Source organism: Aromatoleum bremense, from assembly GCF_017894365.1.
GTDB lineage: Bacteria > Pseudomonadota > Gammaproteobacteria > Burkholderiales > Rhodocyclaceae > Aromatoleum > Aromatoleum bremense.
On sequence record NZ_CP059467.1, the window covers coordinates 1,476,431 to 1,490,519 of the forward strand.

Genomic DNA, 14,089 nt, shown 5'->3' on the forward strand with positions numbered 1-14,089 from the left:
CGCATGTTCGACTGGCTGGTGCATCAATCCCTGCGCAACCGCCTGATGGTGCTCGCGCTCTCCGCGGTCATGATGATCTACGGCGGCCTCACGCTCGTGCGCACGCCGGTCGACGTCTTCCCCGACCTGAACCGCCCGCAGGTAACGTTGCAGATCGAAGCCGGCGGCATGGCGCCCGAAGAGGTCGAGCAGCTCATCACGATCCCGCTCGAAGTGTCGATGAGCGGGCTGCCCGGCGTAGCCGCGGTGCGCTCGGTGTCGTCGGTCGGCCTCGCCTTCGTCTATGTCAGCTTCGACTGGAGCGTCGATATTTACCGCGCGCGCCAGATCGTCAACGAGCGCTTCACGACCGTGCGTGACCAGCTCCCCGCCGGCATCGAGCACGCGGCGATGGGGCCGATCAGCTCGATCATGGGCGAGATCCTGCTGATCGCGATGCCGATCGACCCTTTGCGGATCGATCCGATGGCGACGCGCGAATACGCCGACTTCGTGCTGCGCCCGCGGCTGCTGGCGGTGCCCGGCATCGCCCAGGTGATCCCGATCGGCGGCGAGGTGCGCCAGTACCAGGTGCAGCCCGACACCGCGCGCATGGCCGCGCTCGGCGTCACCGTCGACGACATCGCGGGCGCGCTGCGCGGCTTCTCGGCGAACACCAGCGGCGGCTTCCTCGAACTCAACGCGCGCGAATACCTGATCCGCCACATCGGCCACACAACGCAGCTCGCCGACCTCGAACGGCTGCCGGTCGCCGCGCACGACGGTCGCAGCATTCTGTTGAAGCAGGTCGCGGCGGTGAGCTTCGCGCCGGCGATCAAGCGCGGCGACGCCGGCTTCAACGGCCAGCCGGCGGTAATCCTGTCGGTGCAGAAGCAGCCCGACGCGGACACCGTGAAGCTCACGCGCGAGGTCGAAGCGGCGCTCGGCGAGCTGAAGAAGTCGCTGCCCGCCGGCATGGACGCGCCGCGCGTGACTTTCCGCCAGGCGAACTTCATCGAGTCGTCGATCGGCAACCTGCAGGGCAAGCTCGTCGCCGCTTCGGCGATCGTCGCGGTCGTGCTGTATCTGTTCCTCGCGAACCTGCGCACGACGCTGATCTCGCTCGTCGCGATTCCGGCCTCGATCCTGACGACGGTGCTGGTGTTCCGCTACTTCGGCATGTCGATCAACACAATGACGCTCGGGGGCCTCGCGATCGCGATTGGCGAACTCGTCGATGACGCGGTCGTCGGCGTCGAGAACGTGCTGCGGCGCCTGAAGCAGGACCGCCAGCGCGGCGCCGAAGGGCACGCGCGGCTCAACCCGCTGGAAGTCATCGGCAAGGCGACGCTGGAAGTGCGCTCGGCGATCGTCTATGCGACCTTCATCATCGTGCTGGTGTTCGTGCCGCTGTTCGCGCTGCCGGGTATCGAAGGGCGGCTGTTCATGCCGCTCGGGGTCGCGTACATCACGTCGATCCTCGCGTCGATGCTGGTGTCGGTGACGCTGACGCCGGTGATGGCGTTCTATCTGCTGCCGCGCATGACTAGCCTCGACCACGGCGAGCCGAAGCTCGTGCAGTGGCTGAAGGCGCGCTACGCGAAGGCGCTCCACTGGGGCTTCGAGCATGCGCGGCTGCTCGTCGCCGCCGCAGCCGTCGCGGTGCTCGCCGCGCTCGCGCTCGTGCCGTTCTTCCCGACGACCTTCCTGCCGCCGTTCAACGAAGGCACGGTGCTCGTCGGCCTGCGGCTGAACCCCGGCACGACGCTGACCGAGTCGGTGCGTATCGCGCAGCAGGCGGAGCTCTCGATCCGCGAGGTGCCCGAAGTCGTGCATGTCGGCCGCCGCTCGGGCCGCGCCGAGATGGACGAGCATGCCGAGGGCGTGCATTCGTCGGAGCTCGACATCGCCCTCGGGCCGAGCGAACGCCCGCTGGACGACATCTACGCCGACATCCGCGCGCGGCTCGCGAGCCTGCCGGCGAACATCGGCATCGGCCAGCCGATCAGCCACCGCATCGACCACCTGCTGTCGGGCGTGCGCGCGCAGATCGCGATCAAGATCTTCGGCGACGATCTCGACACGCTGCGCGCGCAGGCCGACGCGCTGCGCGGGCGGCTCGCCGGTATCGAGGGCCTGGCCGACCTCGAGATCGAAAAGCAGGTGCTAACGCCGCAGATCAAGGTGCGCGTCGACTTCGACGCCGCCGAAGCCTATGGCCTGCCGCCGTCGAAGCTGCTCGCCGAGCTGAAGATGCTCGTCGACGGCGAGCGCATCACGCAGGTCATCGAAGGCAACCGGCGGTTCAACCTGGTGCTGCGCCTGCCGGATGCCGCGCGCTCGGTCGGCGGCCTCGCCAACGTGCTGATCGACACGCCCGCCGGACGCGTGCCGCTCGCGAAACTTGCGCACATCGACGAATCGGACGGCCCGAACCAGATCAGCCGCGACGACGGCAAGCGCCGCATCGTGCTGTCGGCGAATGCGTCGCAGCGGCCGCTGTCCGACGTCATCGCCGACATCCGCGGCGTCATCGCCGACACGCCGCTGCCGGAAGGCTACTTCGTCGACCTCGGCGGGCAGTTCGAGGCGCAGGAGGAATCGAGCCGCCTGATCGGCTTGCTGTCGCTGGTGTCGGCGGCGATGGTGTTCCTCGTGCTCTACAGCCGCTACCGCAGCACCGCGCTCGCGCTGATGATCATGGCGAACATCCCGCTCGCGCTGGTCGGCTCGGTGATCGGCCTGTGGCTCTCCGGCCAGCCGCTGTCGGTCGCCGCGCTGATCGGTTTCATCACGCTCGCCGGCATCTCGACGCGCAACGGCATCCTGAAGGTCAGCCACTACATCAACCTGTGCGCCTTCGAGGACGAGAAGTTCGACCAGAAGATGCTCATCCGCGGCTCGCTCGAGCGCCTGACGCCGGTGCTGATGACCGCGCTCGTCGCCGCCTTCGCGCTCGCGCCGCTGCTGTTCGAGGCCGAGCAGCCCGGCACCGAGATCCTGCATCCGGTCGCGGTCGTGATCTTCTCGGGCCTGATCAGCTCGACCCTGCTCGACACCTTTCTGACGCCGGCGATGGTCTGGCTCTTCGGCCGCAAACCGATCGAACGCCTCGTCGATGATTCGGGCAAGGATGCCTACTGATGTTTGCTTCGATTTCCATCCCCCGACACTCAAGGAGAAAATCATGAAAGCCCTGCACGCCCCTCTCGCCACCCTTCTCGCCACCGTCGCGATCCTGTCCGCTCCCGCCACCTTCGCCGGCGCCGGCCACGACCTCACGCCGAAACATGGCGGCACCGTCGTCGAAGTGAAGGAAGTCGTATACGAACTGGTGGCGACACCGGAGGCGCTGAGCCTTTACCTCGACGACCACGGCCAGAAGATCGACACGACCGGCGCAACGGCAAAGGTCACGCTATTGAACGGGACCGAGAAGAGCGAAGCGACCCTCGCGCCCGCTGGCGACAACAAGCTGGAAGCGAAAGGCACATTCAAGGTCACCTCCGGCACCAAGGCCGTCGCGGTGGTCACGCTGGCGGGCAAGGCGCCGGCGACGGTGCGCTTCGCGATCAAGTAAGGACGCGATCCGGGACCGGCTGTCGACGCTTCGCGCGGCTGCGGGTCATGATGACCGAAATGTAATCTTCGCGTCAGCCTCCCGTCGACCGGCGCGGGCTATGATGAATTCATCTTCAGCACGGGGAGTGCATCATGCACTTGCATCACTCGCCTGCCCACGCAACAGCCGAACGGGTTGACCCGGCCTGCACAAGTTCCCTGTTTGGTTCCGGCTACGCAGACTTAGGAGACAAATCATGAAAACGATCCTGACCGCACTCGCGATATCCCTGGTCGCGGCCCTTCCCGCCTACGCGGACGATGCGCATCACCCGGATCAGCCCCCGGCCGTCTCCGCCTCGACGCCTGAAACGACAGTGCAGAAGATGCGAGACAACACGACCACGATGCAGTCGCAACTCGAGGCCCTCGCCGCAGCCAAGAATCCCGAGGAGCGGCAGAAACTGCTGATGGAGCACATGCAGACCATGCGCGAAAACATGATGCTGGGCCAGCAGATGGCGGCGGGCCAGATGGGCTGCCCGATGATGGGTGACATGGGCATGATGCAGGGGATGGGAATGATGGGTCCGGGCGCGCCCTCAGCCGAGGCCCTCGCCAAGCGCATGCATCAGATCGAGCAGCGCATGGACAGGATACAGATGAGGATGGAACAGACGCCCTGACGCGCCAGGGAATGATCGTCGGTGGGCGGGGCGCCGTTTCATCGAGGACGGCGGTTGCTCCGCCCCCGCACGCACGGTTGAACGGAGGCCGCGATGCTCGACACGCTGAAGGACCTGCTGCTGCGATTACGGGCGTGGATGTCGGAGAACGAGCGCGCCCACCGGAACGCGAAGGCGAGCGCGTGCTGCAGCACACCGTCTGCCATCTACGCGGCGCAATACCGGGCGCGCGGAGAAAATCATCATGAGTAAAATCCGTCCCGCCCCGGCGCACGATCATCATCGCCATGACCGTCCCGAACATGCTACGCCCCCGCCTGCCCCGGCGACCGACCCGGTGTGCGGCATGACTGTGAAACCCGATTCACCGCACGTCGCGACGCACGACGGGCAGACGTACCGCTTCTGCAGCGCGAAATGCCGCGACAAGTTCGAGGCCGAGCCCGAGCGTTATGTGCGCCCCGGCGCGGAGAGCGCGCCGCCGATGCCGGTGGAAGTCGCGCCGGGCACCGAGTACACCTGCCCGATGCACCCCGAGATCCGCCAGATCGGACCGGGCACGTGCCCGAAATGCGGCATGACGCTCGAACCGGTGCTGCCGGGCGCCGAAGAGGCCGAGAACCCCGAGCTCACCGACTTCCGCCGGCGCTTCTGGTGGCCGTTGCCACTGACCGTGATCGTTACGGTGATCGCCATGTCGGGCGGGGCGTTCGATACGCTGCTCGGCGGCGCGCGCCCGTGGATCGAGATGTTGCTCGCGACACCGGTCGTGCTGTGGGGCGGCTGGCCGTTCTTCGTCCGCGGCGTGCAATCCCTGATTAACCGCAGCCCGAACATGTGGACGCTGATCAGCCTCGGCACCGGCGCCGCATATGTCTATAGCGTGATTGCTACCGTCGCGCCGGATATGTTTCCAGCGTCGTTCAGGATGGGCGAACACGTCGCGGTCTATTTCGAGGCAGCCGCGGTGATCATCTCGCTGACCCTGCTCGGCCAGGTGCTCGAACTGAAGGCGCGCTCCGAGACCGGGGCAGCGATCCGGGCATTACTTGGCCTCGCGCCGAAGACTGCACGTCGCATCCGCGACGACGGCACCGAAGAGGACGTCCCGCTGACGCACGTGCATCCGGGCGACCGGCTGCGCGTGCGTCCCGGCGAGAAGGTACCCGTGGACGGCGCGGTCGTGGACGGCTCGAGCTCGGTCGACGAATCGATGCTGACCGGCGAGCCGATGCCGGTGACGAAGCGCCCGGGCGACAAGGTCATCGGCGCGACGCTCAACACGAGCGGCGCGCTCGTGATGATTGCCGAGAAAATCGGCTCGCAAACCGTGCTGTCGCAGATCGTGCAGATGGTCGCCCAGGCGCAGCGCTCGCGCGCCCCAATGCAGCGGATGGCCGACCGCGTTGCCGGCTTTTTCGTCGTCGGCGTCGTCGCGATCGCGCTCGTGACGCTGTTCGTCTGGGGCTTCTTCGGCCCGCAGCCAAGTTGGGCGTATGGCCTGATCAACGCGGTCGCGGTATTGATCATTGCGTGCCCGTGCGCCCTCGGCCTCGCGACCCCGATGTCGGTGATGGTCGCGACCGGCAAGGCCGCAACCCAGGGCGTGTTGTTCCGCGACGCGGCCGCGATCGAGTCGATGCGGAAGGTCGACACGCTGATCGTCGACAAGACCGGCACGCTGACCGAGGGGAAGCCGGCGTTCCACAGCGTCGCGGCAGCGGCGGGGTGGACCGACACCGAAGTGCTGCGCATCGCCGCTAGCCTCGACCGGGGCAGCGAGCATCCACTCGCGCATGCGATCGTCGCGGAGGCGAAGAAGCAGAGGCTTCCCCTCGGCACTGCCGACGCATTCGAGTCCTCGTCCGGCATCGGGGTGCGCGGGAGCGTCGAGGGCCACTCGATCGCGCTCGGAAACACCGCGCTGATGGAAGACGAAGGCGTCGACTGGCGGCCACTCGAGGTGCGCGCGGAAGCCCTGCGCCAGGAAGGCGCGAGCGTGATGTTCCTCTCGGTCGACCGCAAGATCGCCGGACTGCTCGCGGTCGCCGATCCGATCAAGGCGACCACGCGGGACGCGCTCGACGGGCTGCGCGCGACCGGCCTGCGGATCATCATGGCGACCGGCGACGGGCACACGACCGCGCGCGCCGTGGGTCGCCAGCTCGGCATCGACGAAGTGCACGGCGAGGTCAAACCGAAGGACAAGGACGACCTCGTCGCGAAGCTGCAGGCCGACGGTCGAATCGTCGCGATGGCGGGCGACGGCATCAACGACGCGCCGGCACTTGCGCGCGCAAACGTCGGCGTCGCGATGGGCACCGGCACCGATGTCGCGATGAGCAGCGCGCACCTGACGCTCGTCAAGGGGGACCTGCGCGGGATAGCGACCGCCCGTGCGCTGTCGGTCGCGACGGTGCGCAACATGCACCAGAACCTGACGTTCGCGTTCCTCTACAACACACTTGGCGTGCCGATCGCGGCCGGCGTGCTGTACCCGGCCTTCGGGCTGCTGCTGTCGCCGCTGATCGCGGCCCTGGCGATGAGCTTCAGTTCCGCATCGGTCGTCGGCAACGCGTTGAGACTGCGCCGCGCGAGGATTTGAGCAGTGCGGTGAGGCCGGGGCCACCTGATGCAGCGACCGGCGCTCCGGGCGGCATCTCCCATCGGCTGCGAGGAGAAGGGTCATGAGAAATGGACACGAGCGAAGCGCTGGCCGTGTTCTTGCTTTTCACTGAGCACCGCGCCCACGTGCTCGGCTTCCTCCCCTGGCTGATATTGCTCGCGTGTCCGCTGATGCATCTGTTCATGCATGGCGGGCACGGCGGGCACGATCACGGGACAAAGCCGAAAAGTGTGGAAGGAGATGAAACATGAGCGACACACCCGCCTATGGCCTGTGGTCGCTGGTCGTGATCAATTCGCTGTTCTTCATCGCCTTCGCGTTCAGCTTCGCAAGGCCTCGCAGCAAGCGCGACTGGCGCTCGTTCGGTGCCTACTCGGCCTTCATCGTCGCCCTGTTCACCGAGATGTATGGCTTCCCGCTCACGATCTACCTGCTTTCCGGCTGGCTGTCGTCGCGTTTTCCGGGGGTGGATTTCCTCGCCCATGATTCCGGGCACCTGCTCGAGACGATGTTCGGCTGGCGCTCGAATCCGCATTTCGGCCCCTTCCACCTGCTCAGCACGGTATTCATCGTCGGCGGATTCTGGCTGCTCTCCAAGGCCTGGCCGGTGCTCTACGAGGCCCAGCGCGAGCACCGGGTGGCCGACAGCGGTCCCTATGCCAGCATCCGACATCCACAGTACGTCGCCTTCGTTCTCGTGATGTTCGGCTTCCTGCTGCAGTGGCCGACGCTGATCACGCTCGTGCTGTTCCCGATCCTGCTCGTCGTCTACGCGCGGCTCGCACGGCACGAGGAGCGCGACGCGGTCGCCGAACTCGGCGATGCGTACCGCCGCTACCTCGAACGCACGCCCGCGTTCATCCCCCGCCTGGGTACGCAGCAGTCCGGGGTGCCGCGGAACTGACGAAACGGGGTTTCGATCACACGGCCATCGAGGGAGATTGCGGCTTTGAACGATTCACGCACTTCGACCACTTCAGCGGCAACATGCAGTTGCTGCGGCGCGCTCATCGCGTCGCGGGACCGGCCGGAAACCGGCGATCCGCTCTGTGAGCGCTGTTTTCTCGAACCGCTCGCAGCGGGGTGTTCGACTTGCGGCGACCTGAACGCCAGTTTCGCCGAAGCGCTCGCCGAGGCGCTCGATCTGCGCGAACACGAGACTGTTCGCCAAGGCGGGCACTCTGCTGGAGACCGCCGGTGGCGCCGGCGATCCGGCTGCGCGCTTCAAGTACGAGGCCTTCATGTCCCTGCGCCAGTTGCCTTCGGACCTGAGCCGGGTGCTGCACGGCATTCGCAATCGCGGCATGGAGGTGTCGGTGGCACACCACGGTCTGGAGCCGCTCCAGGAGGAAATCGGCCGCAGCAGCCGGCGCGTGGCGCTGGCGCTGGTGACCCTGGGCCTGTACATCGCCGCCTCGCTGCTCATGCAGCACAGCCTGGGGCCGCGCTGGGGCGAGGTGCCGGTGCTGGCCGGCCTGGGCTATGTCCTCGCCCTGTGGCTGAGCTGGCGCCTGGTGCGCGACATCGGTGAGCATGACTGATGGCCGAGCGAAATGGCCCGCGATGCCTGCGGGCCATCCGGAACATGGCGCGCCGCGGCCGCGCCCCTTCTTTTCAGTTGCCGCGACGATCGTGATTCAGCACATCGTCGAGGCGCCAGACCTCGTTGCCCTTCATCATGATTTTCTGGCCATCCTTCGTCTCCATCGCATGGCCCTCCTTCATCGAGACAACCAGGCCGGCCTTGTTTTCCATGGCCATCTTGCCGTCCTTGAACACATACACCATGGAACCGTCCTTCAGTTCGTAGGACTTGGCGACGTTGACCTTGTCGGCGGCGAAAGCCGAGGTGGCAATCAGCACGGACGCGGCGGCAGCGGCGATTTTCATCAACATGATTTACTCCTTGTGAGTTGTGTTACTTCGGATCAAACCGGACGGGTAACGCCGTGTTCGAATCAGGCACTCGCGTTCGAGCGGCCCTGGACACATGCTAGGCGGACGCCACTGACCACAAGATGACTAGAGCATTACTTTTGCTTCACCTTCCGGTCATCTCCCGGACAGGCGGGGCGGGGCGTGACCCCGCGCATTCGGGAACGGCGGGATGGACCACGGTGTCCATAAACCGGATACCGCAGCGACGTGTCATTGCCGTTTCCACCGCTCAAACAGATACCGATCCGCGGCGGGAGCCGGAATATTCCGATGCAGTTAGAATGTCAGTCAGTCTGCATCCCCCGTACAGTGGTCTAGACTGACAGGAAACAAGGAGCTTGCGATGACCACCATCGGTCGGTTCCAGGTCGACTACACGCGCTTCCTCGATCCCCGGGGCGAAGCGACCCAGCCCTTGCCGGATTTCGCGCTCGATCCGGAAAAACTGATTCCCCTGTACCGCGCGATGGTCCTGACGCGCACTTTCGACACCAAGGCGATCGCGCTGCAGCGCACCGGCAAGCTCGGCACGTTCGCGTCGGCGCTCGGGCAGGAGGCGATCGGCATCGGCGTCGCCAGCGCGATGCGCGCCGAGGACGTGCTGGTGCCATCGTACCGCGACCACGCGGCGCAGCTGATGCGCGGCGTCACGATGGCCGAAAGCCTGCTCTACTGGGGCGGCGACGAGCGCGGCAGCGATTTCGCGGGACCGCGCGACGATTTTCCGATCTGCGTGCCGATCGCGACGCAGGTATGCCACGCGGCTGGCGCGGCCTATGCATTCCAGTTGCGCGGGGAAGCGCGCGTCGCGGTGTGCTTTCTCGGCGACGGCGGGACATCGAAAGGCGACTTCTACGAAGCGCTGAACTTCGGCGCGGTGTGGAAAGCGCCGCTGGTCGTGGTCGTCAACAACAATCAGTGGGCGATCTCCGTTCCGCGCAGCATGCAGACCGCGGCGCAGACGCTGGCGCAAAAGGCGATCGCGGTCGGGATCGAAGGCTGCCAGGTGGATGGCAACGACATCGTCGCCGTGCACCACGCGGCGCGGCAGGCGATCGAGAAAGCGCGCAGCGGCGGCGGCCCGAGCCTGATCGAGGCGCTCAGCTACCGCCTCGGCGACCACACCACCGCCGACGACGCGAGCCGTTACCGCGATCCGGCAGTGGTACAGGAGCACTGGACGTTCGAACCGCTCGGGCGCCTGCGCAACCACCTCGTGCGACTGAATGCGTGGGATCCGCAGCGGGAAGAACAACTCGTCAGGGAATGCAGCGAGGCGGTCAATGCGGCGGTCGAGAGGTATCTCGCGACGCTGCCGCCTACGCCCGAAGCCATGTTCGATCACCTGTACCGCACGCTGCCGGCGGCGCTGCAGGAACAGCGCGACATGGCACTGCGGTTCGCACCGCACGAGGGAGGCGGCCATGGCTGAGCTCAATCTGGTCGAAGCGATCAACCACGCGCTGGCGTACGAACTGGCCCAGGACCCGGCGGTCGTGCTGCTCGGCGAGGACATCGGCGTCAACGGCGGCGTCTTCCGCGCCACCGCGGGGCTGCAGCAGCGCTTCGGCGCGGCGCGCGTGGTCGATACGCCGCTCGCGGAGACCGCAATCGCCGGCACCGCCATCGGCATGGCGGCGATGGGGCTGAAGCCGGTGGCGGAGATCCAGTTCTCGGGCTTCATCTACCCAACGCTCGATCACCTCATCAACCACGCGTCGCGCCTGCGAAACCGCACGCGCGGCAGGCTGTCGTGCCCGCTGGTGCTGCGCTCGCCGTGCGGCGCCGGCATCCACGCGCCCGAACACCACTCGGAAAGCCCGGAGGCGCTGTTTGCACACGTGCCCGGGCTGCGCGTCGTGATCCCGTCATCGCCGTCGCGGGCCTACGGCCTGCTGCTGGCGGCGATACGCGACCCCGATCCGGTGATTTTTCTCGAACCGACGCGGCTGTACCGCCTGTTCAAGCAGGAAGTCGCCGACGACGGCGAAGCGTTGCCGCTCGACGTGTGCTTCACGCTGCGCTCAGGCAGCGACGTGACGCTGGTCAGCTGGGGCGCGATGGTGCACGAAACGCAGGCCGCAGCCGACGCGCTGGCGCAGCAGGGAATCATGGCCGAGGTCATCGACGTGGCGACGCTCAAGCCGCTCGACATGGCGACGATACTCGAATCGGTGGGGCGCACCGGGCGCTGCGTGATCGTCCACGAAGCCGCACGCACGGCCGGGTTCGGCGCGGAAATTGCCGCCAACCTCGCCGAAGAGGGCCTCTACACGTTGCTCGCGCCGGTGCGACGCGTCACCGGATACGACACGGTCGTGCCGCTGGCGCGCCTCGAATACCAGTACCTGCCGAGTGTCGAACGCATCGTCGCGGCAGTCCACAAGACGCTGGAGGGCGCATGAAGATCTTCAAACTGCCCGACCTGGGCGAAGGCCTGCAGGAAGCGGAGATCGTCGAATGGCACGTCGCGGCCGGCGACGAGATCGAGGCCGACCGGCCGCTGCTGTCGGTGGAGACGGCCAAGGCGATCGTCGAGATCCCTTCGCCGCATTCGGGCCGCATCGAGAAGCTGTTCGGACAGCCGGGACAGATCGTGCATGTCGGCGCGCCGCTGGTCGGCTTTGCCGGCACCGCCGAAGACAGCGACGCCGGCACCGTGGTCGGTGAAGTGCAGGTCGGCCACCAGCTCGCGCAGGAAGCGCCGGCAGCCGTCGGCGGCGGCGCGGCGGCGATCAAGGCGACGCCGGCGGTGCGCGCGCTCGCGCGCCAGCTCAATGTCGAGCTCGAGATGGTCACGCCCTCCGGTCCCGACGGCCTGATCACGACATCGGACGTGCAGCGGGTCGCGAAGATCCTCGCGGATGTGGGGCCGCCGGAGATCCTGCGCGGCGTGCGGCGGGCGATGGCGCGCAACATGACGCTCGCACAGAACGAAGTGGCCGGGGCGACGGTCGTCGACGACGCCGACATCGACGCGTGGCTGCCGGACAGCGACGTCACGATCCGCCTCGTGCGCGCGCTGGTCGCGGGCTGCCGCGCCGAGCCGGCGCTCAACGCGTGGTACGAGAGCCACACCATGGGACGCCGCGTGCTGGCGAAGATCGACGTCGGCATCGCGATCGACCTCGCGGAGGGGCTGTTCGTGCCGGTATTGCGCGACGTCGCCAACCGCGACGCCAACGACCTGCGCCGCGGCCTGGACCGCATGCGCGCCGACGTCATCGCGCGCAAGATCCCGGCCGACGAACTGCGCGGCAACACGATCACCCTGTCGAACTTCGGCATGATCGCCGGCAAGTACGCGGCGCCGATCGTCATGCCGCCGACCGTGGCGATCCTCGGCGCCGGCCGCGTGCACCAGCAGGTGCTCGCGATCGATGGCGCACCGGCCGTGCGCCGCGTGCTGCCGCTGAGCCTCACGTTCGACCACCGCGTCGTGACCGGCGGCGAAGCGGCCCGCTTCCTGGCCGCGGTGATCGCGGACCTCGCGCTGCCGGAGTGACTTCAGGACGCCGGCGCGTTGCCGTGCAGCTTGCCGTAGGCGGCAAGCAGGCGCTGGTGCATGTCGCTGCCGGCGAGGTTCAGCCCGAGCGCGGGCTGGTCGAAGAAGCGCAGTTCGCCGTCGAGCAGCGCGCTGGCCTGGCGCAGCGTGTCGGCGCCGTAGAGGCTGTGCAGCGCGGACGCGTAACGCCCGCCGTCGCTGTCGCTGTCCTCTTCGTCGAGCTTCAGCAGGCATTCGACGCAACGGTAGACGCGGCGCCGTGCCGCGTCGATCTGACCGAAATGGCGGATCCACTCGCAGCCTTCGGCGATCGCGTCCTCGTCGCCGACCGCGAGCGCCAGCAGCGTCTTCAGCTCGCCGACGCGCAGATCCTGCCAGAACGCGTCGTCGCCCGGCGCCAGCCCGATCAGCGCCGCGACCAGGCGCTCGTCGGCGAGACCGCTGTCGTTGAGCGTGTCGAGCAGCTCGCCGCATTCGTCGTCGTCGAGCTCGGACAGGTGCAGGATCGCTTCGCGGATGTCGTTGGCGACGCTGTTGTTCTCGAATTCCAGCTCGTCGATCGGGTAGATCTCCGACATGCCGGGGACGAGAATCCGGCATGCATAGACGCCGAGATGCGTGAAATCGGCGACGTAGATGTCGCGGCCGTCGGCGTGCAGACGGTCGACGAGCCACGCGTAGTCCTCGGCGGTCGTGGTGCCGAAGTTCCAGTCGTGGAACGCGAAATCCGGCTGCGTGCCGAGGAAGTTCCAGCTGATGATGCCGCTCGAGTCGACGAAGTGGATCTCGATGTTCGGCGAGCTGGCGATTTCGTCGAGGTCGAAGCCGGGTTCGGGGAAGCCGCCGAGCGCGTCGAGCGCGCGCCCCTGCAGCAGTTCGGTGAGCGCCCGCTCGAGCGCGATCTCGAAGCGCGGGTGGGCGCCGAAGCTCGAGAAGCAGCCCTGGTCGTGCGGATGCAGCAGCGTCACGTTCATCACCGGGAATTGCCCGCCGAGCGAGGCGTCCTTGACGAGGATGCCGAAGCCGGCCGCGCGCAGCCCGGCAATGCCGGCGGCGATGCGCGGATAGCGCGCGATGACTTCCTCCGGCACGTCGGGCAGGCACAGCCCTTCGCTGATGATGCGGAACTTGATGTGGCGCTCGAAGATTTCCGACAGCGCCTGGGTGCGCGCCTCGGCCGGCGTGTTGCCGGCGGACATGCCGTTGCTGACGTAAAGGTTGCCGATGATGTTGACCGGGAAATGGACAACCGCGTCGTCGCGCAGGCGCACGTACGGAATCGCGCAGATGCCGCGCTCGGCGTTGCCGGAATTGAAGTCGACGAGCGCAGCCGCGTGGATGCTGCCGTTCGGGTTGTAGAACTTCTGCAGCGCCGGCGTCAGCAGCGCTGCCGGCCATTGGCCATCGGCGCCGTGCTCGAACCACCGCTCCTGCGGGTAATGCACGAAACCGCGCCCCCCTTCGGCCAGGGCGCGCTCGGCATACTGTTCGCCGAGGTAGTAGTGGTTCCAGAAGTAGTTGCACGACAGGCGCTCGAAATACTCGCCGAGCGCACTGGCGAGCGCCGCGAGCTTCGAGGCACCCTTGCCGTTCGTGAACATCAGCGGGCAGTCGCGGTCGCGCACATGCACCGACCAGACGCCATCGACCGGATTGAGCCACGAGCGCTCCTCGATGTGGAAACCGGCGGCTTCGAGCCGGGCCTGCATCGTGCCGATCGAGGATTCGAGCGAGGCATCCTTGCCCGCGATGAAGCTTTCTGATTGCATGGGTACGTCCTGCTGAGTGCTGCGT

14 protein-coding genes are annotated in these 14,089 nt (G+C 67.1%); 11 read left to right on the plus strand and 3 right to left on the minus strand.

What is annotated here, in order from left to right; translation table 11 throughout:
• Positions 1-3: 3 nt before the first annotated feature.
• The 7 genes from pbN1_RS06980 (at position 4) to pbN1_RS07010 (ending at position 7,756) form a co-directional block, all read left to right on the plus strand.
• Complete coding sequence (locus tag pbN1_RS06980) at positions 4-3,123, plus strand: efflux RND transporter permease subunit (RefSeq protein ID WP_169203190.1); 3,120 nt, start codon at positions 4-6, stop codon at positions 3,121-3,123.
• Between the two features lie 43 nt (positions 3,124-3,166).
• The gene (locus pbN1_RS06985; protein ID WP_169203189.1) at positions 3,167-3,559 is read left to right on the plus strand and encodes a hypothetical protein; all 393 of its coding nucleotides are present in this window, start codon (positions 3,167-3,169) and stop codon (positions 3,557-3,559) included.
• A gap of 238 nt (positions 3,560-3,797) precedes the next feature.
• Positions 3,798-4,226: a hypothetical protein gene (locus pbN1_RS06990; protein ID WP_169203188.1), complete on the plus strand. Its 429-nt coding sequence runs from the start codon at positions 3,798-3,800 to the stop codon at positions 4,224-4,226.
• A 93-nt stretch (positions 4,227-4,319) separates the two neighbouring features.
• Complete coding sequence (locus pbN1_RS06995) at positions 4,320-4,478, plus strand: hypothetical protein (RefSeq protein ID WP_169203187.1); 159 nt, start codon at positions 4,320-4,322, stop codon at positions 4,476-4,478.
• Entirely contained in the window at positions 4,471-6,831 is a 2,361-nt protein-coding gene (locus tag pbN1_RS07000; protein WP_169203186.1) for a heavy metal translocating P-type ATPase, read from the plus strand. The genes pbN1_RS06995 and pbN1_RS07000 overlap by 8 nt, the downstream gene beginning before the upstream one ends.
• 89 nt (positions 6,832-6,920) lie before the next feature.
• A complete protein-coding gene (locus pbN1_RS07005) occupies positions 6,921-7,103 on the plus strand; it encodes a DUF2933 domain-containing protein (protein ID WP_345790550.1) in 183 nt (60 codons plus the stop codon).
• Entirely contained in the window at positions 7,100-7,756 is a 657-nt protein-coding gene (locus tag pbN1_RS07010; protein WP_169203185.1) for a methyltransferase family protein, read from the plus strand. The genes pbN1_RS07005 and pbN1_RS07010 overlap by 4 nt, the downstream gene beginning before the upstream one ends.
• Positions 7,757-7,828: 72 nt before the next feature.
• On the opposite strand, the gene pbN1_RS07015 is transcribed toward pbN1_RS07010, so the two are convergent.
• Entirely contained in the window at positions 7,829-8,008 is a 180-nt protein-coding gene (locus tag pbN1_RS07015; RefSeq protein ID WP_169203184.1) for a hypothetical protein, read from the minus strand.
• Positions 8,009-8,093: 85 nt separating this feature from the next.
• Here pbN1_RS07015 and pbN1_RS07020 point away from each other — a divergent pair, with 85 nt between their 5' ends.
• Positions 8,094-8,393: a hypothetical protein gene (locus tag pbN1_RS07020; protein WP_244857189.1), complete on the plus strand. Its 300-nt coding sequence runs from the start codon at positions 8,094-8,096 to the stop codon at positions 8,391-8,393.
• Between the two features lie 73 nt (positions 8,394-8,466).
• On the opposite strand, the gene copK is transcribed toward pbN1_RS07020, so the two are convergent.
• A complete protein-coding gene (copK, locus tag pbN1_RS07025; RefSeq protein WP_169203183.1) occupies positions 8,467-8,748 on the minus strand; it encodes a periplasmic Cu(I)/Cu(II)-binding protein CopK in 282 nt (93 codons plus the stop codon).
• A gap of 385 nt (positions 8,749-9,133) precedes the next feature.
• On the opposite strand from copK, the gene pdhA reads away from it, so the two are divergent.
• Genes pdhA through pbN1_RS07040 form a run of 3 tightly spaced genes read left to right on the plus strand, consistent with a single transcriptional unit; the run spans position 9,134 to position 12,295 of the window.
• Positions 9,134-10,222 (plus strand): pyruvate dehydrogenase (acetyl-transferring) E1 component subunit alpha, encoded by a 1,089-nt coding sequence (gene pdhA, locus pbN1_RS07030; RefSeq protein WP_169203182.1) that lies wholly within the window; start codon positions 9,134-9,136, stop codon positions 10,220-10,222.
• A complete protein-coding gene (locus pbN1_RS07035; protein ID WP_169203181.1) occupies positions 10,215-11,195 on the plus strand; it encodes an alpha-ketoacid dehydrogenase subunit beta in 981 nt (326 codons plus the stop codon). Before pdhA ends, pbN1_RS07035 begins: the two co-directional genes overlap by 8 nt.
• Positions 11,192-12,295 carry a dihydrolipoamide acetyltransferase family protein gene (locus pbN1_RS07040; protein WP_169203180.1) on the plus strand — a complete coding sequence of 368 codons (1,104 nt, stop codon included), beginning with the start codon at positions 11,192-11,194 and terminating at the stop codon, positions 12,293-12,295. The genes pbN1_RS07035 and pbN1_RS07040 overlap by 4 nt, the downstream gene beginning before the upstream one ends.
• 2 nt (positions 12,296-12,297) lie before the next feature.
• Here pbN1_RS07040 and ycaO read toward each other — a convergent pair whose 3' ends face one another.
• A complete protein-coding gene (gene ycaO, locus pbN1_RS07045; RefSeq protein ID WP_169203179.1) occupies positions 12,298-14,064 on the minus strand; it encodes a 30S ribosomal protein S12 methylthiotransferase accessory factor YcaO in 1,767 nt (588 codons plus the stop codon).
• Positions 14,065-14,089 lie beyond the last annotated feature (25 nt).